At 69.6% G+C, this 21,599-nt stretch carries 18 protein-coding genes, 2 tRNA genes and 1 pseudogene; 8 read left to right on the forward strand and 13 right to left on the reverse strand.

Annotation, left to right across the window (positions count from 1 at the left end; genetic code table 11):
- Nucleotides 1-120 precede the first annotated feature (120 nt).
- From ACZ39I_RS36200 to ACZ39I_RS36210, 3 genes and pseudogenes are all read right to left on the reverse strand, one after another.
- Nucleotides 121-1,833: an LPXTG cell wall anchor domain-containing protein gene (locus tag ACZ39I_RS36200; RefSeq protein WP_467249197.1), complete on the reverse strand. Its 1,713-nt coding sequence runs from the start codon at nt 1,831-1,833 to the stop codon at nt 121-123.
- A 212-nt stretch (nt 1,834-2,045) separates the two neighbouring features.
- Nucleotides 2,046-2,299, reverse strand: a pseudogene (locus tag ACZ39I_RS36205) (hypothetical protein); the annotation flags it as partial.
- Between the two features lies 1 nt (nt 2,300).
- Entirely contained in the window at nt 2,301-3,209 is a 909-nt protein-coding gene (locus ACZ39I_RS36210) for a helix-turn-helix domain-containing protein (protein ID WP_467249199.1), read from the reverse strand.
- Nucleotides 3,210-3,376: 167 nt separating this feature from the next.
- Between ACZ39I_RS36210 and ACZ39I_RS36215 the strand changes: the two genes are divergently transcribed.
- Nucleotides 3,377-3,904 (forward strand): hypothetical protein, encoded by a 528-nt coding sequence (locus ACZ39I_RS36215; RefSeq protein ID WP_467249201.1) that lies wholly within the window; start codon nt 3,377-3,379, stop codon nt 3,902-3,904.
- A 6-nt stretch (nt 3,905-3,910) separates the two neighbouring features.
- Nucleotides 3,911-4,555: a class F sortase gene (locus ACZ39I_RS36220; RefSeq protein ID WP_467249300.1), complete on the forward strand. Its 645-nt coding sequence runs from the start codon at nt 3,911-3,913 to the stop codon at nt 4,553-4,555.
- 271 nt (nt 4,556-4,826) lie between these two features.
- Here the strand turns inward: ACZ39I_RS36220 and ACZ39I_RS36225 are convergent, their stop codons facing one another.
- A complete protein-coding gene (locus tag ACZ39I_RS36225) occupies nt 4,827-5,606 on the reverse strand; it encodes a GAF and ANTAR domain-containing protein (protein WP_467249203.1) in 780 nt (259 codons plus the stop codon).
- 162 nt (nt 5,607-5,768) lie between these two features.
- On the opposite strand from ACZ39I_RS36225, the gene ACZ39I_RS36230 reads away from it, so the two are divergent.
- Complete coding sequence (locus ACZ39I_RS36230; protein ID WP_467249205.1) at nt 5,769-6,809, forward strand: glycoside hydrolase family 6 protein; 1,041 nt, start codon at nt 5,769-5,771, stop codon at nt 6,807-6,809.
- Nucleotides 6,810-6,882: 73 nt separating this feature from the next.
- Here the strand turns inward: ACZ39I_RS36230 and glxA are convergent, their stop codons facing one another.
- The 3 genes from glxA to ACZ39I_RS36245 all read right to left on the reverse strand — a co-directional run bounded on the left by glxA (nt 6,883) and on the right by ACZ39I_RS36245 (nt 11,476).
- Complete coding sequence (gene glxA, locus ACZ39I_RS36235) at nt 6,883-8,820, reverse strand: radical copper oxidase GlxA (RefSeq protein ID WP_467249207.1); 1,938 nt, start codon at nt 8,818-8,820, stop codon at nt 6,883-6,885.
- Nucleotides 8,817-10,814, reverse strand: coding sequence for a glycosyltransferase family 2 protein (locus ACZ39I_RS36240; RefSeq protein ID WP_467249209.1), 1,998 nt, complete (start codon nt 10,812-10,814; stop codon nt 8,817-8,819). Before ACZ39I_RS36240 ends, glxA begins: the two co-directional genes overlap by 4 nt.
- Before the next feature lie 588 nt (nt 10,815-11,402).
- Nucleotides 11,403-11,476, reverse strand: a tRNA-Lys gene (locus tag ACZ39I_RS36245).
- 154 nt (nt 11,477-11,630) lie between these two features.
- Here ACZ39I_RS36245 and ACZ39I_RS36250 point away from each other — a divergent pair.
- From ACZ39I_RS36250 to ACZ39I_RS36270, 5 genes are all read left to right on the forward strand, one after another.
- Nucleotides 11,631-12,953: a peptidoglycan-binding protein gene (locus tag ACZ39I_RS36250; protein WP_467249211.1), complete on the forward strand. Its 1,323-nt coding sequence runs from the start codon at nt 11,631-11,633 to the stop codon at nt 12,951-12,953.
- Between the two features lie 138 nt (nt 12,954-13,091).
- On the forward strand, nt 13,092-14,201 hold the full coding sequence (locus ACZ39I_RS36255; protein WP_467249213.1) for an SPFH domain-containing protein: 1,110 nt from the start codon (nt 13,092-13,094) through the stop codon (nt 14,199-14,201).
- A gap of 95 nt (nt 14,202-14,296) precedes the next feature.
- Nucleotides 14,297-14,902: a lytic polysaccharide monooxygenase auxiliary activity family 9 protein gene (locus ACZ39I_RS36260; RefSeq protein ID WP_467249215.1), complete on the forward strand. Its 606-nt coding sequence runs from the start codon at nt 14,297-14,299 to the stop codon at nt 14,900-14,902.
- Between the two features lie 85 nt (nt 14,903-14,987).
- Entirely contained in the window at nt 14,988-15,422 is a 435-nt protein-coding gene (locus tag ACZ39I_RS36265) for a hypothetical protein (RefSeq protein WP_467249217.1), read from the forward strand.
- Between the two features lie 40 nt (nt 15,423-15,462).
- Nucleotides 15,463-17,067, forward strand: coding sequence for a long-chain-fatty-acid--CoA ligase (locus ACZ39I_RS36270; protein WP_467249219.1), 1,605 nt, complete (start codon nt 15,463-15,465; stop codon nt 17,065-17,067).
- A 242-nt stretch (nt 17,068-17,309) separates the two neighbouring features.
- Here the strand turns inward: ACZ39I_RS36270 and ACZ39I_RS36275 are convergent.
- The 6 genes from ACZ39I_RS36275 to ehuB all read right to left on the reverse strand — a co-directional run bounded on the left by ACZ39I_RS36275 (nt 17,310) and on the right by ehuB (nt 21,502).
- Nucleotides 17,310-17,386 (reverse strand) — tRNA-Lys (locus ACZ39I_RS36275).
- Nucleotides 17,387-17,487: 101 nt separating this feature from the next.
- A complete protein-coding gene (locus ACZ39I_RS36280) occupies nt 17,488-18,246 on the reverse strand; it encodes an IclR family transcriptional regulator (RefSeq protein WP_467249221.1) in 759 nt (252 codons plus the stop codon).
- Nucleotides 18,247-18,467: 221 nt separating this feature from the next.
- Complete coding sequence (ehuA, locus tag ACZ39I_RS36285; RefSeq protein ID WP_467249223.1) at nt 18,468-19,265, reverse strand: ectoine/hydroxyectoine ABC transporter ATP-binding protein EhuA; 798 nt, start codon at nt 19,263-19,265, stop codon at nt 18,468-18,470.
- Nucleotides 19,255-19,905, reverse strand: coding sequence for an ectoine/hydroxyectoine ABC transporter permease subunit EhuD (gene ehuD / locus ACZ39I_RS36290; RefSeq protein ID WP_403652701.1), 651 nt, complete (start codon nt 19,903-19,905; stop codon nt 19,255-19,257). The genes ehuA and ehuD overlap by 11 nt, the downstream gene beginning before the upstream one ends.
- Nucleotides 19,902-20,600, reverse strand: a complete 699-nt coding sequence (gene ehuC / locus ACZ39I_RS36295) for an ectoine/hydroxyectoine ABC transporter permease subunit EhuC (RefSeq protein WP_467249225.1) — start codon at nt 20,598-20,600, stop codon at nt 19,902-19,904. The genes ehuD and ehuC overlap by 4 nt, the downstream gene beginning before the upstream one ends.
- Nucleotides 20,597-21,502: an ectoine/hydroxyectoine ABC transporter substrate-binding protein EhuB gene (ehuB, locus tag ACZ39I_RS36300; RefSeq protein ID WP_467249227.1), complete on the reverse strand. Its 906-nt coding sequence runs from the start codon at nt 21,500-21,502 to the stop codon at nt 20,597-20,599. The genes ehuC and ehuB overlap by 4 nt, the downstream gene beginning before the upstream one ends.
- Nucleotides 21,503-21,599 lie beyond the last annotated feature (97 nt).

Genomic DNA, 21,599 nt, shown 5'->3' on the forward strand with positions numbered 1-21,599 from the left:
GGCCTCTCTCTGCCACTTGTTTGTTTTCTGACCGCCGACGCCCGTGCGGAGGCCGACGGCCCGGCGCGTACGCCACGGGTGGGTGGCGTTGCTGCCGGGCCGTCAGTCACTCACGCGGTCTCACTTCCCGTGCAAACCCCGGCGGCCACGTCCGCGAAGCACCAGCACGCCGCCGCAGGCGATGACCAGAAGGCCACCGAGGGTGCTGTACGTGACAGCGTTGCTCGCCCCGGTGGAAGCCAGGTCGCCGGACGTGCTGCTCGGGCTCGGCCGGCCGACGAGTGCGCCGATCTCCCCCTGCGCACGGGTGCCGGTGGTGTCGGGGTCGGAGCCGACCGGCGTGACGGCGGTCGGGGTGGCGGCGGGCGTCGGCGTGGCGGCGCCGGCTGTCCCCGACGCGGGCTTCAGCTGAAGAGTCGTGATCGAGTACGGCGGCAGCGTCTGCGCGACCGCCGTGCCCCGCTTCGCCGTCTTCAGGGCAGTGTCTCCCTGGGCATGCGAAACGGTCGTGACCGTCCCTGCGGCCGGGGTGTATCCGGCGTACGAGAGCGACACCTGCGCCGCCTTCTGCGGGCTCTTGTTGGTCAGCATGACGTTCAGACCGCCGTTACTGCTCCGCACCGCGTGCACAGTGACCGACGGGTTGCGCGAGGACGACTTGACCATGGTGTCGCCGGGCTGCGCCAGTGCGGTCAGCGAGCGGATGCCCCAGTAGGTGGGGAAGGGCGTGTCGCGCGGCGGTTCGCACTTCCCCTCGACGCAGGTTCCGGCGGAGAGAATGCCCCCGTCCTGGTAGTCGGTCTCGCCGTTGACGGTGGTGGGTGCTTGGCCCGAGCCGTTGTGCAGGTTCCACCAGTCGACGTGGGTGGCGCCTTGCTCGAACCAGGTCATGTAGGTGTCCGGCGCGAACAGGGCTGCGGCCTGGCTGGTCTTGGCGGGCGAGAATTCGGCGTCGGTCTCGGTGACCGCGATCTCCACCGAAGGGGCGTGCGAGCCCGCGTACTTGGCGATCAGCGAGCGCAGCGTGGACGTGACACCGGCGATCTTGGAGGGGGTCTCCAGCAGGTCGTCCGTGGTCTTGCCGCCCGGATACCAGTGGACGATGACGAAGTCGATCGAGTTTCCCGCGAGGGAGAGCACCGTGTTGTTCCAGTCGGCGCTGTCACCGGGAGCCTTCTCCCCGTCCGGCCAGGAGCCGGGGGTGGTGAGCACCGCTCCGATCTTCACCTTCGGGTCCACGGCCTTCATCGCCTTCGCGTAGGCGACCAGGTTCTTTCCGTACTCCTTCGGGCTCTTGTCGGCGTGGTTGTCGGTTTCCCAGCCCTTGCCGTTGGCGTAGTGCCCGTTGCCGTAGACCTCGTTGCCGATCTCCCAGTACTTCACGCCGTAGCCTTTGTCGACGTTGGCGTACTTGACCCAGTCGGCGGCCTCCTGGGGGGTGCCGGAACCGTAGTTCGCGGTCAGGATCGGCTGGGCGCCGACCTTCTTCGCGGTGGCCATGAAGCTGTCGAAGTCGGTGTTGGGCACGATCCAGCCGCCGTTGCCCATGGTGTGGGTCTTCCAGTGGAAGTCGTCCGCGCCGGAGCCGCCGGGATAGCGAAGCTGCCGGACTCCCGCGGCCTTCACCAGCGATGTCACCTTGGCGGTCCCCATGTGGTCGTCGCCGACGCCCGTGTTGAGGCCGACACCGCTGCTGGGCACCGTGCCCAGGGAGGTACCGGCATCCACACGGATGTCGACGGTCGGCGCGGCTCCCGCGCTGGGCGCCAGGGCGCCGACACCGGCAGAGGCGGCGAGCACCGCCACCGCTCCCCCGACCAGATGCCGGCGCATCCGGCTACGGCGGGGCGTGCGCCCCCGAGGCGTCGGCTGCTCGGCGGGTCTCGGGTCGTCTGATGACACGTAATGCTCCGATCAGGGTCTTAACGCAGAGGGCGTAGCGCCGCTGACCACGGCTCGCCCTCGTCGGTACACGCCTAAGTGGCCACTCGGAGCGGAAAGGTTGCCGTCTCAATCATTTTTCGCCGAAACGCGATCGCACCGTCTCACCGGACCCGGCGATCCCGCGGCCGGGTGCCCCGGTGACACGCCCGGGCTCCCTTTCCACCTCGACGGCGCGAACGGTCCGGGGTCGGGATGGCGCGTGCCGTGTGCTGGGTCCGGCCTCCTTGACCAACGCCGCCGTCCCCAGCCGGGTGGCGCCGTTGTCGGACAGCCGCGGCCCGTAGGCGATCAGCTCGTCCCGGTCGAGCGGCACCGCCAGGTCGGCGGCCTGTCCCGTGCCCAGGTCGAGCACCAGGTCAGGTCTGATCCGCGGCGCGCAGGGCCCGCGCCAGCCAGTCCAGCTCCTCGGTCGCGTCGGGCGACGAATTCTGCCCGCGCACACAGGCGACGAGCCTGCGGTAGTGCTCCGCTCCCGCCTCGATCCCGGCCTCCAGGCTGCGCAGCACGGCGGCCCGATCGGCGTCGCCGAACAGCTCGGTCAGCACCTCGGCCGCTGCCGGCCCCTCGGGAGCGACCCCGCCTTTTCTGACCTCCGCGACGGTCTGCACGATCTGCCTGGCCCACCAGATGGACGCCCCGGGGGGACGGCCCTGCCCCGGTATGGGCGTGTTGAGCTCCATCCATGTGCGCAACCGGGCGCGGAACCCAGGGTCCCGAACCAATTCGGCCAATTCGATCCAGGCGTCGACCTGCTCAGGTGTGGGGTCGTCGGGCAATTCGACGCTGAAGGCGCGCATGCGGTCGCGCAGGCGCGGATCGTCGAGGCCGCCGAACACCTCCTCCTTGAACTCGTCGATGATCTGCTTGCGCTCGGCGGCGGAAAGCCGCGCCAGCCGGTTCATCAGTGCTGTCTCCTCAACGGTCGAACCCCGTTTCGCCACGGTGGACAGGACGGCCCGGCTCACCTTGAGGGAGCGGATCTGCGCGTCGAGCGCGGCCACATGCGCGTCGGCGACCGCGGCGACCGTCGTGCGGCCGCTCAGGACACGGCACACGTCGTCGAGCCCGAGGCCCAGCTCCCGCAGGGTGCGGACCAGCTCGACGCGGGCCACGGACTCGGCGTCGTACAACCGGTAGCCGCCCGCGGAACGGCCCACGGGCGGCACCGCGCCCTCGTCCGACCAGAAGCGCAGGGTACGTACCGGAAGTCCGGTGCGGTGCGCGAGCCGGCCAATGGTGAGCATGTCGGGGCGTTCGTCGTCCATGAGGAGGATCCTGAACCCTCCGGCGGCTGGAGACTCAAGCGGTGGCGCCGACCCGGACATCCAAAGACCTGAGGATCTGCGGGCTGACCCGAACGGAGCAACGCGGTGTCTCCCGGGGTGCGGGCCCCCGGCCCCCGGGAGACCCTCCAGACATCTGGAGGTTCACGATGCGTTTCCTACGCCTCACTCTCTGTGCCGCGACCCTGGCTCTCGCCGCCTTCGCCCCGCCCGCGCAGGCCGCGGACGGCGGCAGCGTCTCGGTGACCCCGTCGATCCCGGCCGCCGGCGCCGACCTCACGCTGCGGGTGACCGGCTGCGCGGGGAGGACGGCCACCGCCGCCTCGGCCGCGTTCGTCGCCGACACCCGGCTGACGGGGACCGGCGGCAGCCTCGCCGGTGAGACTCGTGTCCGCTCCTCGGCCGCGCCCGGCCCCTACGACGTGCGGATCACCTGCGCCGACCTCGAGGTGAAGGGCAGGATCACCGTCGCAGCGGCGAAGGGCGGCGCCGCCCCGGCGTCCCCCGCCGCCTCCGTCGACGCCGGCGGCGGCTGGACCGCCACCCACCTGTCCTCCATGGCGCCCCAGGCCGCCGGGCCCGGCACCGGGCAGGCGGTGACGGGCCTGGTGCTCACCGGGGCCGCGGCGCTGGCCGTCGTGCTGCGCCGCAGCCGCCGGAGCCGCGGGACGGGCTGACCGGTGATGTACCAACGGCTGCTGACCGGCGCGACCTGGGCGGTGCTGCTGCTCGGTCTGTGGCTGTGGGGCAGCGAGCTCACCGACGTACGGCACGGCAGGTCCGTGTCGGCCATCGGTGACGTGGCCGCGCTCGGGCGTCCCCCCGCTGCCGTCGAACTGCCGCCCGCCGCACGGCCGTTGACGGGAGCGCGGCCCCTGCGTCTCGACATCCCGGACCTCGGGGTGCAGGCGCCGGTGGTGGCCCGTGGCCTGGACGCCCGGGGCGCCCCCGACCCGCCGCCCTTCGACCAGCCCGGCGTCGTCGGCTGGTACGCGGCCGGCGCGCAACCCGGGGCCGCCGGGACCGCGCTCATGGTGGGACACGTCGACACCGACACCCGGCCCGCCGTCTTTCACCGGATCGGCGCCCTCGCACCGGGCGAGAGGGTCCGTGTGATTCGCGACGACGGCAGGGTCGCCGAGTTCACCGTGGACGACGTGCAGGTTCTCGGCCGCGACCACTTCGACGCCCACCAGGCCTACGGCCCCCGCGTGCCGGGCCGCGCCGAACTGCGCCTGATCACCTGCGGCGGCACCTTCGACCGGACGAGCCGCAGCTACACGGCGAACGTGATCGTCTCGGCGTATCTGACGGGCACCGGCCTGTAGGACTCCCGCAGGCATTACCGGCCCGGTCGGCGACCCGCTCCCCCTGAAGTCGCCGACCGGGCCGGTCCTCGACCACGCGCGCTCGGGTTGCGGGAGTAACCCGGCGATGGCGCGGGAGGTCTGGAGGCTCGGTGGTCATGACTGCGGCCAGGGGCTGGGGCCGTCATTCATGAGAAGACTTTAGAACGGATGAGCGCCCGGGCCTAGAGGCCGACTGACGCCAAGTCCCGTACTCGTGGCTCTCCGTCATCCGCGCTGGTGGCCCTGGGTTCTACGCTGGTCCGCCGGCGCCTGCGTCGATCTCCCGGAGCAGTTCGGCGTCGTCCGCGGCGCCCTCGATGACCGTGGCGGCCACCTGGTCCAGGGGCAGCCGGTGCCGTCGCGCGTACTGCCGTAGCGCCATGAATGCCTGGTCGGCGGCAACGCCCCAGCGCTCGGCGAGCATCCCCTTGGCCTGCTCGACGCGGACCCTGCTGGACAGGGCTTGCCGCAACTGACCGGACAGGGTGCGGGACTGAGCGTAGGTGTGACGGTTCTGCAGACCGAGGGCGGCGGCGTCGGCGAGGGCCTGGGCGACATGGAGCTCGGAGGTGACATCGTCGTCCGGACCGGTGCCGGGCAGCGTCGGCGCGAACACGTTGAGGGCGCCCAGCAGGTTCTCGCGGCAGCGCAGCGGGACCGCGAACGTGGCCACGATGTCGTGCCTGAGGGCCCGTTCGGTGAAGTCGGGCCAGCGGGCGGCCGCGTGGGCGACCTGTATGGAGACCGGGGGTACGGGTTCTCCCGAGCCGTAGCTGTCCAGACAGGGCCCGCCGCCGCGCTGCGCCTCCAGCAGATCGAGGGCCACCTGCTCGTGCCGGCTGCTGGCGGCCAGCGACACCGAACGGCCGCCGTCGATGAGCATCACCCCGGCCGCCCGCACGTCCAGCAGCTCCACGCAGCGGTCGGAGACCTGTTGTAAGTACCGGGTGGCCTCGAAGTCCTCGGCCAGAGTGTCCGCCGCCTCCACCAGCGCCGAAGCCAGCCGGATCTCCCAGGTGGCGTTCCGCATCGCTGAGCACTCCCCTCATCGACGAGCGCCCCCGTACGGCGCGTCCCTACCCCGACCTTCGGGGCTGTAACAGCTCCTGGACAAGGCTTCGGCGAGCTCGTGGGCGGCGCGACCGGTGTGTCACGATTGAGACTTGCCACGGTGCACCCAGGGGGGAATTGGATGTACGTCAGCAGGGGGGCCAGGAGGGCGGCCCGCGCACGGGCGTCCGCGGCGGTGCTGGGGGCGGCACTGCTGCTCGCCGCGTGTTCGTCGTCGGGGGAACCGGAGAAGGAGGGCGGGGGCGACAAGCCCGGTGCCGGGATCACCCAGCAGCCCAAGGAGGCCGACCCGTTCTGGGTCAACCCGGACGGCAACGCGGCCAAGCAGGTCGCGGCATACGTGAAGAGCGGCAAGGACGACGAGGCCGATCAGATCCGCAAGATCGCCCAGCAGCCGACCGGCGAGTGGATCGGCACGGAGAACCCGGAGCAGGAGGCGCGCGGCTTCACCGAGGCCGCGGACCGGGCCGGCCGTACGGCCCTGCTCGTCCTCTACAACATCCCGCACCGCGACTGCGGCCAGTACTCCCAGGGCGGCGCCGCCGACGGCAACGCCTACCGGACCTGGATCGACGGCGTGGCCGCGGGCATCGGCGACCGGTCGGCGACTGTGATCCTCGAACCGGACGCCGTCCTGCACCTGGTCGACGGCTGCACCAAGGACGAGTTCCACGAGGAGCGCTACGACCTGCTCACCGGCGCCATCGAGAAGCTCGGCGCCCTGAAGAACACGAAGGTCTACCTCGACGCGGGCAACGCGGGCTGGGGCCACCCGGACCAGATCTTCGAACCCCTGAAATGGGCCGGCATCGCCAAGGCCGACGGCTTCTCGGTGAACGTCTCCAACTTCTACTCCACCGAGGACTCCATCGCCTACGGCAAGCAGCTCTCCGCCAAGGTCGGCAACAAACACTTCGTCATCGACACCAGCCGCAACGGCAACGGCCCCTACAAGGCCGGCGACGAGAACGAACGCTGGTGCAACCCACCGGGCAGGGCCCTGGGGGAGACCCCGACCATCAAGACAGCGGACCCGCTGGTGGACGCCTACCTGTGGGTCAAGCGCCCGGGCGAGTCGGACGGCGAGTGCAAGGGCGGCCCGAAGGCGGGCAAGTGGTGGCCGACCTACGCATTGAAACTGGCGCAGGCTGCCGGTAGTTAGGGGCGCGGGGAACTGCGCGACAAGCCACGACGCTCCCGCACCCGAAAGCAAAGGTGCGGGAGCGTCTTTGGTATTACGGCACTCGAACCCACTGAGCCTTCGACGGCGTCCCCTGGTCATCGTCGACGAACAGCATGTACCACCCCGACTGAACCAAGTTCTTGTTCCCCGGCACAGTCACCTTCACCTTGTCCCCGGAAACAGTGAACTTCAGCTCGACCGACCGCTGATCCACATCCGTCACATGAGTCGACGCACTGGGCCGAATCAACCGCACCTTCTTGATCACAGAAGCCTGCGGAGACGTGAACGTCCCCGCCGCCCCCCGAGCGATCGTCTGCGGCCCCCCGGACAGCGACGGCCGAGAATCCCGGTACAGATACGGCGGCGTATAGATCTCGATCCGCTGCTCGAAGACACCCGGCTTCGTGTTCGCCTTGTCCCCGTACAGCGAGTCCGACCCGAAGAACATCACCCGCCCGTCCGGCAACAGCAGCGACCCGGAGTGGTAGTTGCGCCCCACCAACGGATCGGCCACCGACGTGAACGTGTTCGTGTCCGGGTGGTACAGCCGGGCCTGGAGGATGTTGGAGTCACCGCGCCCGCGGTAGTCCTCCGACCCCCCGGACACCAGCACGCTGTCGTCGGGCAGGATCGACGCCTGCGGATACCGCGTCCCCTTCTCCAGCGTCGGCCCGTCCACGAACTTCGGGCTGTCCGCCTTCATGTCCACGATCCGCGTCCGGTTGCTGGACAGCGCGGACTCACCGACCCCGCCGCCCCCGATCACCATGAACTTCTCGTCCTGCGCCGGCGGCAGCAGCACGGTCCCGGAGGTCTCCATCCTGTTGGCGTCGCTGAGCCCCGGGATCTTGGTGAACTTGTTGGTGTCCACGTCCCAGATGCCCGGCACCCGGCCCACGTTGTCCGGCCCGTACCCCGCGTTCGACCCCGAGTAGAAGACCTTGCCGTTCTGCAGGAGGAACAGCGCCGGATACGTCGGGAACTGGCGGACCTTCGGCAGGTACGTCCACTTCTTGGTCTTCGGGTCGAACACCTCGTTCTTGCCCGGCACCAGCTGCCCGATGTCGTCGAGCCCGGAGACGCTGAGGACCTTTCCGTCGCTCAGGGTGGTGAGCGTCGGATACCAGCGGGCCTCCTTCATCGGGTCGACCTTGATGTACTTCTCCGCGACCGGATCGAACTCGAAGGCGTCCCGGATCCCCTGGAAGTCCTTCTTGTCGAGCGCGAGCTTCTGCGCGATGCCGTAGGTGTTACGGGCCTCGGTGCCGGTGAGCCCCTGGATCCGGTAGTTGTCCTGGGTACCCGTCTCGTACTTGGCGCCGCTCTTCTGCGCCTCGACGTAGATACGCCCGAGCCCGGGGGTGTTGCGCAGGAACTTCCCGGTCGTCTTGTCGAAGACCTTCGTGGCCCGCTCCACGACGACCGGGTCCCTCGACACGAACGTCCTGCCGTTCTCCTTGCCGGTGAACTTGGTGCCCGCCGGCAGGGTGATCGGCTGGTCCGGGTTCTCGTTGTGGACGATCATCAGGCCGCCGGCCTTGGTGACGTCACCCTTGAGCTTCTCGTACCGCTTGGTGCCACCGGCGATCAGCAGATTGCCGTTCGCCAGCTGGGTGTGCCCCGTGCAGAACAGGTCCTTCGGCGTCGGCACCTTCTTGATCGTGCCCTTGACCGGGTCCCAGATCCGGGTGTCGAACCTCTTCGCGTCGAAGTTGTCCTGGTTGTTGCCCGAGCCCGCCACCAGCAGCACCTTCCCGGTGCGCAGCAGCGCCGCGTGGATGGTGTTCTGCCGGTACTCCTCGGGGAAATCGACGATCTCCCACTTGCCGTTCTCGGCTTTGTACTCGGGCTTGTTGATCTGGTACTGGTGGTATTTCGCCGTCCCGAAGCGGTACAGCCACGGGCCGTTCATCCCGGCCAGCGCGAGCACCACCGCCGTACCGATCGCAAGTCGACGGGCGCGGCGGCGGCCTGCACGGTCGTTCATTCCTTACGTCCCCCAAGTCCACCGAGGGCGATCTGCATGGTCTGGTCGTTGCCCTCGTCGTGCGTGTTCGAGTCGGCCCAGCTCGGCTTGCCCGCCGGTGCGTGCTGGGCGGGAGCGTGCTGAGTGGCCGGCAGCGGCTGCGGCTGGTACTGCTGGTGTGCCGGAACCTGGGCCGGAACCGCCGTCTCCTGCGGTGCGGTGGCGGGCTTCTTCTTCGCCTGTCGCAGCATGTGCCGCCAGGTGAAGATCGGTGTCGCGGTGATCAGCATGGCGAAGGTCGCCCAGGTGATCATCGCGGGGTGGGAGTGCCCGAGGGCGACACCCGCACCGATCGAGCCACCGAAGATCGCGATGAAGTACCAGTGGTAGCGGAAGGTCGCGAACCACCGGTCGGGGCTGGCCGAGTCGCCCTTGGGCGTCACCACGAACTTGCTCTTGCGCCGCAGCAGCGAGTCGACCAGTGCCTTCGCGTACAGCGGGGCGGACAGCGCCGACATCACCATGCCGGCCACACCACCGGAGCCCTCCGGCTCGTGCGGGGAGACGTTGTGGCGGCGGTTCCAGATGTACAGGCCGATCTGGAGCGCGGAGGCGTTGCCGTAGAGCATCAGCCACACGGTCGGGTCGATGTTCACACCCGAGGCGCCCAGGCCCAGGAACAGCGCGCAACTCAGGGCCGCGAGGATCCAGTTGAGGGCGGACATCGGGTAGAAGATGATCATCATCGTGTAGTTGAAGAGCTTGCTCGGCGGCAGCGAGTACCAGCCCTTCCAGTACTGCTTGAGGATCGTCTCGTACGTCCCGCGCGACCAGCGCATCTGCTGGGTGAAGAAGTCCGTCCAGGCGCTCGGGCCCTCGCCGACCGCGAGCACGTCCGGGGTGTAGACCGAGCGCCACTTCCTGCCGGTCGCCGGGTTCTTGGCGCGGTGGATCTCGAAGCCGGTGGCCATGTCCTCGGTGATCGAGTCGTACAGCCCGCCGATCTGCTTCAGCGTCTTGATCCGTACGGCGTTGGAGGTCCCCACGAACATCGGGGAGCCGTACTTGTTGCCGGCGCGCTGGATCAGCGCGTGGAAGAGGAACTGCTGGGACTCGGCGGCCTTGGTGACGAAGTTGTCGTAGTTGCCGTAGACCTGCGGGCCGATCACGAAGCCGACGTCCGGGTCGCGGAAGAAGCCGAGCATCCGCTCCAGGTAATTGGGCAGCGGCACGTGGTCGGTGTCCACGGAGGCGAAGAAGTCGTACTGGTCGCCGTGCGCGTCCAGCCAGGCGTTGTAGTTGCCGTGCTTGGTCTTGGCGCGGTGCGGGCCCTTGGGCTGGTTCCACTTCTCGACGCCCTTGCGGGAGAAGTGGTGCACGCCGAGCCGGGCGCACACCTCCTTGACCTCCGGGTCGTCGCCCTCGTCCAGGAGCCAGACATGCATGAGGCCGCGGTGGCGGATCTTCACCGCGGCTTCGAGGGTCCGGGTCACCATCTCCAGCGGCTCCTTGCCGGGCACGAAGGAGGTGAGGAAGGCCACTCTGGTGCCGGTCTCGGGCACCACCGGGATCGGGTCACGGGCGACCAGGGTGGCGTGCGCGTTGGACAGGACGTTCATGCAGCGGAAGAACTCGATCAGGCCGATCGAGACGAGCATGACGATGTCCAGGGCCGGCAGCCACGAGAAGGCCGGGTAGTCGCGCTCGGTCCAGTGCTCGGGCTGCAGCAGCCAGGCCAGCAGGACCAGCGAGAGCAGCGGGGCCGCGGCGAGCATCAGGGCGACCCGGATGCGGTGCGGCTCCTGCGAGATCAACGAGCGGTACTGCACCTTGTAGGGCTGGCCCGGGTCGGGCTGTGTGAGGGGACCGGCCAGTCTGCTGTAGTGCTCGTAGTCGTACTTCGGAAGTGTCTTCTTTATCCGGCGCAGTGTGCCGGTCCGGTGCGAAGGCAGCCTGAGCTGAGTGGTGTCGGACGGGTCGAAATTCTGCCGGGCGCCCGTCGGCGTCGACGTCATGAGTCATCCCCCCACACGCGGACAGGCCGCGTGTCGTCGGTTCCTTACGGCTGAGCTGGTCCCCCTCGACCTTTTCAGACGTATCAGTGGTGGGCCGCAGTCACCACACTCTTCACAGCATGAGACAGGTAACAGCGACCTTCCGGTTGCAGACGCCCCCTCCGGCATCATCGTCAGCGGCGGGGCCCCTTTCCCCGCAACACCGGCAACCGTCTCCTTGCCCCCCAACTGCCGCGTATACGCAGCATCTTGAAAACCAGGGTTCTACGGTGCTCATCATGATCGCAAGATGCGAAACACGGTGTTTACCGGTCATACGCGTTCATTGTGGCCCCTGTGGGTGTCATGCGGAGGTCGTTGCGGACATCCATACGGCCCCCGGACCGGTCCGGTTCACCCCCCTTTCACGCAGGAAGGCCCCCCGCCGGAGCGAGGGGCCTTCCATGTCGGTGCGCCGCCAGGGACTCGAACCCCGGACCCGCTGATGCTGCATCTTCCGGGGGCAACCCCCGGACCCCCTGCCGTCCTGCCGTCCTGCCGTCAAGCATTGAAGGCCCCCCGCCTTCACGGGAAGCCTTCAATCGTCTGTGCGCCGCCAGGGACTCGAACCCCGGACCCGCTGATTAAGAGTCAGCTGCTCTAACCAACTGAGCTAGCGGCGCCTGCTGACCTGCACAACTCTACCCGACGGGCGAGGGTGCTCCGGACTCGTCGTACATCATTCGGACCGTCAGCATGCGCGTGCGGGCGACAGTTGAGAAACTGACGAATGTGCACAGTTGCGGACATTTCAATCTGGAGTGTGAGGGGCGTCGCATGGAGACTCCGGTATTCGAGGAAATCGATCCCGCGAGCGACTGCGACTGCCCCGGATGCGCCCACTGGCGGCGCGTGCTCCCCCGCTCGACCGGCGGAGGCCACCCCGCCGCCACCCGGGCCCTGATCCTCGCCGCCGCGGCCTCCACCGCCCTCGGCGTGGTCCACACGGCCCCGGCCTTCGCGGCCTCCCACGTCCCGGTCCGTCCGGGGATCCCGGGGATCGACGGGCCCGACACCCCCCAGGGCCACAAGGCCCCGCTGCACAGCTCCGGCGGCCGGCCCGCGGCCGTCAAGGCGCCGACCACCACCCGCGCCGACATCATCCGGCGGGCCAAGAGCTGGGTCGCCGCGAGAGTGCCGTACAGCATGTCCGCCTACTGGAGCGACGGCTACCGGCAGGACTGCTCGGGCTTCGTGTCCATGGCCTGGAACCTGCCGGGCAACGAGTGGACCGGCAGCCTGGGCCAGTACGGGATCAGGATCGCCAAGGACGACCTCCAGCCCGGAGACATCCTGCTCTTCCACAACCCGGACAACCCCGAGCAGGGCTCCCACGTCGTCATCTTCGGCGGCTGGACGGACTACACGCGCACCTACTACCTCGCCTACGAGGAGACCCGCCCGTACGCCCGGGGGCAGGCCACCCCGTATGCCTACTGGAGCAACTCGGACCGTTACGTCGCCTACCGCTACAAGGGGCTCGCGGGCGCCGCCGCGGGCGCCGAGCCGGACACCGCCAAGCCGCAGGCGCCGGACGTGACGCCCTACCCGGGGCCCGCCTACTTCGGTCCCGGGGCCAACAACAAGTACGTCACCCAGCTCGGCCGGATGCTCGTGAAGCGCGGCGCCGGGCGCTACTACCCCTCCGGCCCCGGCCCGCGCTGGACGGACACGGACCGCAGGGCCACTCAGGCGTTCCAGCTGGCGCAGGGCTGGCGGGGCGGGGACGCGGACGGGCTGCCCGGGGCGCAGACCTGGAAGCTGCTGGTCACCGGTGCCGGCAAGGACATCGAGGCGGGCGGTGGGACGGGGACGGAGACGGCGGGCCCGCCCGTATCCTCCTCGCCCTCCTCGCACGGAGTCCGCGGCTACCCGGGGCGCGCGATGTTCCGGCCCGGCGCGAACAACAGATACGTCACCCAGCTCGGCAGACAGCTGGTGAAGAAAGGGTTCGGCAAGTACTACACGACCGGGCCGGGGCCACGCTGGGGCGAGCCGGACCGGCGGGGCGTCGAGGCCTTCCAGCGCGCCCAGGGCTGGCGGGGCGGCGCGGCGGACGGCTACCCGGGGCCGGAGACCTGGCGGCGGCTCTTCTCGTAATCACCCGGCGCGACATCACCAAGGCGCGTCTCAGCCGGCTCGTCATCGCCCGGCGCGCCCTCTCGTCATCACCTGGCCCGATCACCTGGCCCGTCATCACCCGTTGTGACGCATCTGGCGCGGAGGCTGGAGGCACTCATGAGCACGACCACTTCACACACGCCCGAGTCCGAGGGACCGTTCCGGTCCGCCCGGCTCATCCAGAACGAGGCGACCACCGAGATCCCGGTCCATCTGCTCTTCCGTGACGACCCCGACCCCGTCTCGGTACCGCTGAGACCCGCGGTGGTGGGACGCCGGCAGGGCACCGGAGAACAGCCCCGCCTGCGCAGGCCCCACCAGGTCACCCCGCGACCCGCCCCCGACGTCGACCCGGAGCTGGCCGAACGCCCCGCCCGGGTGCTGCCGGGCTCGGTGGGCGTCCTCGCCGGCGTCTGCGGGCTGGCCGGGTGCGCGGTCACCTCGTGGTGGGCCGGGATGCTGCCACCGCTCGCATTGAAGGCTCTCCGGCTCCCGGCGTTCGCGGGCGCGGGTCTCGGTCCGGCGCAGTGGGCGGCGTACGCCGGAGCCGCTGCCCTCGCCCTGTTCGGCTTCGGCGGTCTGGCCCGGGGCCGCACCGGACGCGCCTGGGTGCTCGGTCTGTTCGGCCGCTACCGGGGAACCGTCCGGCGCACCGGCCTGATGTGGGTCAACCCGCTGCTGCTGCGCCGCCGGGTCGACGTGCGGCTGCGGCACTGGCGCGGCGAGCCGATGCCGGCCGCCGACGCGAGCGGGGTCGGGCTGCGGGTCGTCGTCCTCGTGGTGTGGCGGGTGCGGGACACCGCGCGGGCCACGCTCGGCGTCGACGATCACGAGACGTACCTGCGCGAGTGCGTCGAGGCCGCGCTCGCCCGGATCCCGGTGGAGGCGCCGGGCTCCGGACGCGGCTCGGTCGACGCGGCGGGGGAGGCGCTGACCCGGCTGGTGGCCGCGGAGACCGCGCCCGTCGGCGTCGAGGTCTTCTCGGTCCAGCCGCTGCTCATCGAGTACGCCCCCGAGGTCGCCGCCGCGATGCACCGCCGCCGGATCGCCGCGCTGGACGCCCAGCACCGGTCGAGCATGCTGACCTCGGTCGTGGACTCGGTGGAGGACACCGTGACCCGGCTGACCATGCGGGGCCTGGTGGAACTGGACGACTACGAACGCAAGGCGCTGGTGAAGGACTTGACGGTGGCGTTCTGCGCGGGGCGAACGGAACAGGGCGCGTAGTTGGTATGGACATGGTCAACGTGCGGTAATAATCTGGGACTTGGTCTAGACCTGCAAGCTCACTGAACTTCCCCACGTTCTCCAGGAGCGGCAGCATGCGCAAAAAGACCAAGTGGTACGCCGCCGTGGTGGGCCTCGCCACCACCGGAGCCCTCGTGCTCTCCTCCGGTGGCGCCAGCAGCCACGGCTACACCGACCTCCCCATCAGCAGGCAGAAGCTCTGCCAGAACGGCACGGTGGCGAACTGCGGCTCGATCCAGTGGGAGCCGCAGAGCGTCGAGGGCCCGAAGGGCTTCCCGGCCTCAGGTCCCGCCGACGGGCAGATATGCAACGCCGGCCTGAGCCAGTTCAGCCAGCTCAGCGCGCCGAAGACCCCGTCGGGCAGCGCCTGGCCGGCGACCAAGGTGACGGGTGGCCAGAGCTACACGTTCCGCTGGCAGTTCACCGCCATGCACGCCACAACCGACTTCAAGTACTACGTCACGAAGGCGGGCTGGAACCAGAACCACAACCTGACCCGCTCCGACCTCAACCTCACCCCGTTCCTGACCGTCCCCTACAACGGCCAGCGGCCCCCCTCCACCCTCTCGCACAGCGGCACCCTGCCGTCCGGGCTCAGCGGACGGCATGTGATCGTCGCGGTGTGGACGATCGCCGACACGACGAACGCGTTCTACGCCTGCTCGGACGTCACGTTCTGAGCATTGCTTGAGACAGTCCAGGTGTCCCCCGGGGTAGGTTCCCCACACGATCACGCGATCGGTGCCTGACCTCGGGGGATCTGCCATGGACGCCTTCTTCTACGTCATTCCCGTCCAGATCATGGCCGTGGTCCTTTTGGCCGCGTACGTCGTGGTGCGGCGCTGGCTGCGGATGCGCAGCGCCTGGACGAGCGGGCTGACCGCCGAGGGGCGGTGCCTGCGGGTGTACGCGATGGCCCACGGGGGCGGCGACACAGGGGTGCGCACCGCGCTGCGCCATGTGTACGAGTTCAGGGCCCGTGACGGCCGGGTCGTCCGTTTCGAGGAGGAGGGCGGTCCGGGGACGATACTCGAGGGCGACATCGTCACCGTCCACTACGCCGACAGCCCGGACGTCGTGGCGACGGCCCGCCCCGGCCGTGGCGGGCACGGGTGCGCCGCCTGCGCGGTGGTCGCCATGGCCGGCGTGGTCGCGCTCGTCTGTGCGGTCGTCATGGTCGCCCTCACCGCGACGTCCTAGGCCTCCACATCTGACGGTCCGTCAACTACCGTGCGCCTCCATGGACTCCAGGAGGCGTACGGTCGCGGAGCTCGTCGCCGGGCGGTGGGGTGACCACCGGCCCGGGCTGTGGTTCGAGGGGCGGGCGCTCACCCACCACGAGGTCGCCGCGGGCGCCGCCGCACGGGCGGCACTGCTCGCCGACCTGCTGCCGGGTGCCGGGGCCCACATCGGTGTGCTGCTCGACAACACCCCCGAGTACCCGCTGTGGCTGGGCGCCGCCGCGCTCGCCCGGGTCGCCGTCGCCGGGGTCAACCCCACCCGGCGGGGCGCCGAACTGGCCCGAGACATCGTGCACACCGAGTGCCGCCTGCTGATCACGGAACCGTCCCAACTCCCGTTGCTGCGGGGCCTCGACCTCCCCGGCGTCCGCCTCCTGCTGACCGGCACCGAGGAGTACGACGCCCTGATCGCGCCCTACGCCGGCGCCGAACCGGACGCCTCCCGTGCCGCCCCCGACGACCGGCTGCTCCTCTACTTCACCTCGGGTTCGACCGGCGCCCCCAAGGCGGCACTGTGCTCCCAGGGCCGCCTGGCCGCCGCCGGGCGCTCGTTGGCCGACCAGTTCCGGCTCGGGCCCGACGGGGTGCACTACATCTGCATGCCGATGTTCCACGGCAACGCGGTGATCGCCGACTGGGCGCCCGCGCTGGTGACCGGGGCGGGGGTGGCGTTGAGGCGGCGGTTCTCGGCGTCGGGGTTCCTGGCGGACGTGCGTGCGTACGGGGCGACGTACTTCACCTATGTCGGCCGGGCGATCCAGTATGTCCTGGCCACCGAGGAGCGCGCGGACGACCGGGACAACCCGCTGCGGCTCGGCTTCGGCACCGAGGCGGGGGCGGTGGACGCGGCGGCCTTCGAGCGGCGGTTCGGGGTGCGGCTGGTCGAGGGGTACGGGTCCTCCGAGGGCGGCGCGGCGATCCAGTGGGCGCCGGGGACTCCCGAGGGTGCGGTCGGGCGGGCGGGGCCCGGGCTCGTCGTACTCGACCAGGAGACGGGGCGGGAGTGTCCGCCCGCACGGTTCGACGCGGCCGGGCGGCTGCTGAACGGGGACGAGGCGATAGGGGAGCTGGTGAACCGGGCGCCGAACCCCTTCGAGGGGTACTGGCGTAATCCGGAGGCGGAGGCCGAGCGCCGCCGGGGAGGCTGGTACTGGACCGGTGACCTCTTCTACCGGGACACCGACGGCTACCTCTACTTCGCGGGCCGCACCGACGACCGGCTCCGCGTGGACGGCGAGAACCTGGCCGCCGCGATGATCGAGAACATCCTTGCGCGCTACGAGGGGGCGGTGGCCGTCGCCGTGTACGCGGTGCCGGATCCGGTCACCGGGGACCAGGTGATGGCGACGATCGCGGGGACCTTCGATCCGCTGTCCTTCGCGGAGTTCCTGGAAGCCCAGCCCGATCTCGGTACGAAGATGGCGCCCCGGTTCGTGCGGGTGGTGGAGCGGATGCCGGTCACGGCCACGAACAAGATCCACCGAGCGCTGCTCAGGAAAGAGGGCGTGCGGTGCGCGGACCCGGTGTGGTGGCGGCCGCCCGGGGCGCGGACGTACCAGCGACTGGCACACGCCGAAGGGTCCCTCGAACCCCGGACCCGCTGATGCTGCGTCTTCTGGGGGCGACCCCCAGACCCCCGGCCGACCGGCCTCGTCTGGGCCTGGGAAATGCCGAAGGGCCTCTCGCTCCCACGAGAGGCCCTTCATTGGTGCGCCGCCAGGGACTCGAACCCCGGACCCGCTGATGCTGCGTCTTCTGGGGGCGACCCCCAGACCCCCGGCCGACCGGCCTCGTCTGGGCCTGGGAAACGCCGAAGGGCCCCTCGCTCCCACGAGAGGCCCTTCATTGGTGCGCCGCCAGGGACTCGAACCCCGGACCCGCTGATTAAGAGTCAGCTGCTCTAACCAACTGAGCTAGCGGCGCATGACCCTCGCCGTCCGCCTCTCGGCGGCTGGCGACGAGAAAATACTACCCGGTCCCCAGGGGTGCTCGTGACCACCGACCGACCACCTCCTGCCCCGCTCCTAGATCGCCAGGGACAGGAGGACCGGTGCCGCCCCCCTGTTCAGTCGGTCCGTCGCCTGGCGCAGGCGATGTGCCTGGTCGAGCGGCAGGGACAGCGCGAGGCATCCCACCGACGAGCCCGCCGTGATCGGTACCGCCGCGCACACCGTGCCCACCGCGTACTCCTGGAGGTCGAGGTGGGGGACCGTCGGCGGCTGAGCCTCCAGGCGGGAGAGGAGCAGCTTGTCGCTGGTGATGGTCCGCGAGGTGAGGCGGGTCATGCGGTGCCGGGAGAGATGGTCGCGGCGGCCGTTGTGGTCGAGCTGGCTGAGCAGGCTCTTGCCGAGCGCGGTGGCGTGGGCCGAGGAGCGGAAGTCCACCCACTCGTTGACCGCCGGGGTCGCGGGACCGTCGGCGTACTGGGAGATGGTGACCTCGCCGTCGACGTACCGGCTGATGTAGACGGCCGCGCCGATCGCGTCGCGCAGTTCGTCGAGGGTGCGCTGGAGCTTGTCGCGCACGGCCTGGTCGCGTTCGTGGGTGGAGCTGATCCTGGTCAGGGCCTCGCCCGTCACATACGCGCCGTCGGCGACCTGCTCGACGTATCCCTCGCGGCGCAGCATCCTCAGGAGCGCGGTCAGTCGCTCCGGGGCGAGGCCGGTGGTTCGGGCGAGTTCGGTGTCGGTGACTCCGGTCGTGTGCCGTGCCACGGTCTCCAGGACGCGCAGTGCGTCCTGGGCGGAGTGGTACGGCGCGGTCGGTTCGTGCTTCAGCGCCACGGTGTTCCCCCTGCGCTCGCTAGGTCGCACTACTACTGGGCCGTAATCCAGACAGCGATCCCTTCCACGATAACCGGCAAAAGGCTTGTAGTGAGCGGCGGTTGACGAGATTCCGTCCCCGGGCCGGGCCCTCTCAGCAGGGCCGCTGGCACACTGGCATATGCCAGTGACATGACCCGGGTCCGGGACCTCGAAGGTTGAACTCTGTTCACCTCTTGGAGTCAGAGAACCGCGCTCAGAAATTCCCGGGTGCGGTCCCGCTCGGGGTCGCTGAAGATCTTCTCCGGTGCGCCCGACTCGATGATGCGGCCCGAGTCGAACATCAGGACCTGGTCGGAGATGTCCCGGGCGAAGTTCATCTCGTGGGTCACACAGAGCATCGTGATGTCGGTGGTGCGGGCGATGTCCCGCAGCACGTCGAGGACGCCCGCGACCAGCTCCGGGTCGAGCGCCGAGGTCACCTCGTCGAGCAGCAGGACCTGCGGCCGCATGGCCAGCGCCCGTGCGATCGCCACCCGCTGCTGCTGTCCGCCGGACAGCTGCGTCGGCCGGGCCCCGGCCTTGTCGGCGAGCCCCACCAGGTCGAGCAGCTCACGCGCGCGTGCCTCCGCCTCGTCCTTGGACAGGCCGAGCACGGTGACGGGCGCCTCGGTGATGTTGCGCAGGACCGTCATGTTCGGGAACAGGTTGAACTGCTGGAAGACCATCCCGATCTTCTTGCGCACCTCGCGCAGCTGCTTCTCCGGAGCCGGGAACAGCTTCTCCCCGCCCACGGTGACCGTGCCCTCGTCGGGCTTGGTCAGCGTCATCAGCATCCGCAGGATCGTGGTCTTGCCGGACCCGGACGGCCCGATCAGCGTCACGTGCTTCCCGGAGTCCACGGAGAAGTTCAGCCGGTCCAGGACCGTGTTCGACCCGAAGCGCTTGGTCACGTCCTCGAAGCGGATCAGCTCACTGCCGTCGACCGGCGGGTTGGTGTTCGCATCGAGTGCTGCCGTCAAAGGGGTGTCAGCGGACAAGACGTCGCTCCAGGGATCGCAGAAGAAGGGAGGCCAGATAGGAGATGACGATGAAGGCCACGCCGATCACGGTCAGCGGCTCGGTGAACTGGAAGTGCTCCTGCGCGAACAGCCGCGCCTCACCGAGCATCTCCAGCACCGTGATGACCATCAGCATCGGTGTGTCCTTGAGCATCGAGATCACGTAGTTGCCGAGGGCCGGCACGACCCGGCGGATCGCCTGCGGCAGGATCACCACCTGCCAGGTCCTGATCCGCGGCAGGTTCAGCGCCGTCGCCGCCTCCCACTGGCCGGCCGGCACCGCCTCGATACCGGCCCGGTAGACCTGCATCGTGTACGTCGAGTAGTGCAGCCCGATCCCGATGACACCGGTGGCCAGCGCCGAGAGGGTCACGCCCCACTCGGGCAGCACGTAGAAGAGGAAGAACAGCTGGACCAGCAGCGGGGTGTTGCGCACGAACTCCGTGACCACCCCGACCGGCCAGCGCACGAACCGCGAGGGCGCGCGCATCAGCAGCGCCCACACCAGGCCGAGCGCGAAGGAGATCAGCGAGCCGAGCGCGAGGGCCTGCAGGGTGACCAGCAGACCGTCCCAGAACTGCGGCATGAAGTCGCTCACGGCACTCCAGTCCCAGGTCATCCGACACCACCTCCGACGGGCTGGGGCACCTGCACCTCACGCGCGGGCTCCTTGCCGACCCCCGCCTTGAGCTTCTTCTCGAGGCCGCGCATCAGCCGGGTGAGCAGGAAGGCGATCACGAAGTAGATGAGCAGCAGATACGTGTAGATCCCGGCGCTCTCCTGGAGCGCGAGCCGCACCAGGTTGCCGCTGAAGGCCAGGTCGCCCATGCCCATCACGGACACCAGCGCGGTGCCCTTGAGCAGCTCGATCAGCAGGTTGGAGAACGGCGGGATCATCTCCGGCACCGCCTGCGGCAGCAGGATCAGCCGCATCCGCTGCCAGGGCGTGAAGCTCAGCGCGATCCCGCCCTCCTGCTGGGCCGGGTCGACGGCCTTGAGCGCCCCGCGCACGATCTCGGAGCCGTACGCCCCGTAGGTCAGGCCGAGCGCGAGCGTGCCCGCCCACATGGGTACCAGCTGCCAGCCGAAGGCCGGGGGCAGCACGAAGAACACCCAGAAGATCATCACCAGCGCCGAGGTCCCGCGGAACACCTCGGTGTAGAAGCCCGCGAGGAAGCGGACGATCCACAGCCGGTGAGTGCGCAGGACGCCGACCACGAAGGACACGGCGGCGGCGAGCAGCGAGCTGAACACCAGCAGCTGGACGGTCGTCCAGATGCCCTTGAGGACCAGTTCCCAGAGTCCGGTTGTCATCCGCCGCAGAGCTCCTTCGCGGTCAGGTCCGTCATCTCGGCCCGTGTGAACCCGAAGGGCTCGAGGATCCGGAGCAGCTCCCCGCTCTTCTTCAGCTTCCGCAGCTCGGTGTTGAAGGCGTCCCGCAGCTTCGTCTCGGTGCGGCGGAACGCGAAGGCACCTCCGTCGATGTGCGGCTTGCCGCCCACGGTCGGGGTGAAGGCCTTCGTCGCCTCCGCCTTGGCCGATTTCTTCACCACCTCACGGGTGGTGAGCGCGGTCCCGGCGAACACGTCGACGCGTCCCGCCTCCACCGCGTTCAGTCCCGCGACCTGGTCGGGAACGATCAGGATGTCGCTCTCCTTGTATCCGGCCTCGACGGCGTACCCGATCTCCGCGTAGCCGGTGCCGGTGGCGAACTTCGCCTTCTTCTCGACGACGTCCTGGTAAGTGTGAAGACCTTTGGGATTTCCCTTGGCCACGATGAAGGAATCGAGCATCTGGTAGTCGGGATCCGCGAAGATCACCTGTTCGCAGCGTTCCGGGGTGACGTACATCCCGGCTGCCACCACATCGAACTGCTGCGAATTCAGTCCGGGAATGAGCGAGCCGAACTCGGTGGGCACGGGCTGCACCTTGTCCACTCCGAGCCGCTTGAATACGGCCCTCGCGAGTTCCGGGGCCTCGCCGGTCAGGTCGCCGTTCTTGTCGATGTAACCGAAGGGGATCTCGCCCGCGATTCCCAGCCGTACGACACCCGCCGCCCTGAGCCGGTCGAGCAGTTCACCGCCGCCCGTGGTGGAGGCGGTGGCCACGCGTGAGCAGCCGGCGGCGCCCAGCGCACCGAGCGCCGCCACCCCCGCGAGCAGCGATCGGCGGGAGGTCCCGGATATGTGTTCGCCTTGTTCCAATGGTGGAGCCATGGCGGCGCGGCTACCCGACCGGACGCGACTTATGCGGATCGATTCGAGCCCCGTTTCGCACCGAGGCCCTCTTGACCGGCGGGGGACCATGGAATGC

Source organism: Streptomyces sp. NPDC024687, from assembly GCF_055559055.1.

Coding starts and splice junctions, on each gene's coding strand:
- ACZ39I_RS36200 (WP_467249197.1), bottom strand. CDS start 1,833: ATGCGCCGGCATCTGGTCGGGGGAGCGGTGGCGGTGCTCGCCGCCTCT.
- ACZ39I_RS36210 (WP_467249199.1), bottom strand. CDS start 3,209: ATGGACGACGAACGCCCCGACATGCTCACCATTGGCCGGCTCGCGCAC.
- ACZ39I_RS36215 (WP_467249201.1), top strand. CDS start 3,377: ATGCGTTTCCTACGCCTCACTCTCTGTGCCGCGACCCTGGCTCTCGCC.
- ACZ39I_RS36220 (WP_467249300.1), top strand. CDS start 3,911: ATGTACCAACGGCTGCTGACCGGCGCGACCTGGGCGGTGCTGCTGCTC.
- ACZ39I_RS36225 (WP_467249203.1), bottom strand. CDS start 5,606: ATGCGGAACGCCACCTGGGAGATCCGGCTGGCTTCGGCGCTGGTGGAG.
- ACZ39I_RS36230 (WP_467249205.1), top strand. CDS start 5,769: ATGTACGTCAGCAGGGGGGCCAGGAGGGCGGCCCGCGCACGGGCGTCC.
- glxA (WP_467249207.1), bottom strand. CDS start 8,820: ATGAACGACCGTGCAGGCCGCCGCCGCGCCCGTCGACTTGCGATCGGT.
- ACZ39I_RS36240 (WP_467249209.1), bottom strand. CDS start 10,814: ATGACGTCGACGCCGACGGGCGCCCGGCAGAATTTCGACCCGTCCGAC.
- ACZ39I_RS36250 (WP_467249211.1), top strand. CDS start 11,631: ATGGAGACTCCGGTATTCGAGGAAATCGATCCCGCGAGCGACTGCGAC.
- ACZ39I_RS36255 (WP_467249213.1), top strand. CDS start 13,092: ATGAGCACGACCACTTCACACACGCCCGAGTCCGAGGGACCGTTCCGG.
- ACZ39I_RS36260 (WP_467249215.1), top strand. CDS start 14,297: ATGCGCAAAAAGACCAAGTGGTACGCCGCCGTGGTGGGCCTCGCCACC.
- ACZ39I_RS36265 (WP_467249217.1), top strand. CDS start 14,988: ATGGACGCCTTCTTCTACGTCATTCCCGTCCAGATCATGGCCGTGGTC.
- ACZ39I_RS36270 (WP_467249219.1), top strand. CDS start 15,463: ATGGACTCCAGGAGGCGTACGGTCGCGGAGCTCGTCGCCGGGCGGTGG.
- ehuD (WP_403652701.1), bottom strand. CDS start 19,905: ATGACCTGGGACTGGAGTGCCGTGAGCGACTTCATGCCGCAGTTCTGG.
- ehuC (WP_467249225.1), bottom strand. CDS start 20,600: ATGACAACCGGACTCTGGGAACTGGTCCTCAAGGGCATCTGGACGACC.
- ehuB (WP_467249227.1), bottom strand. CDS start 21,502: ATGGCTCCACCATTGGAACAAGGCGAACACATATCCGGGACCTCCCGC.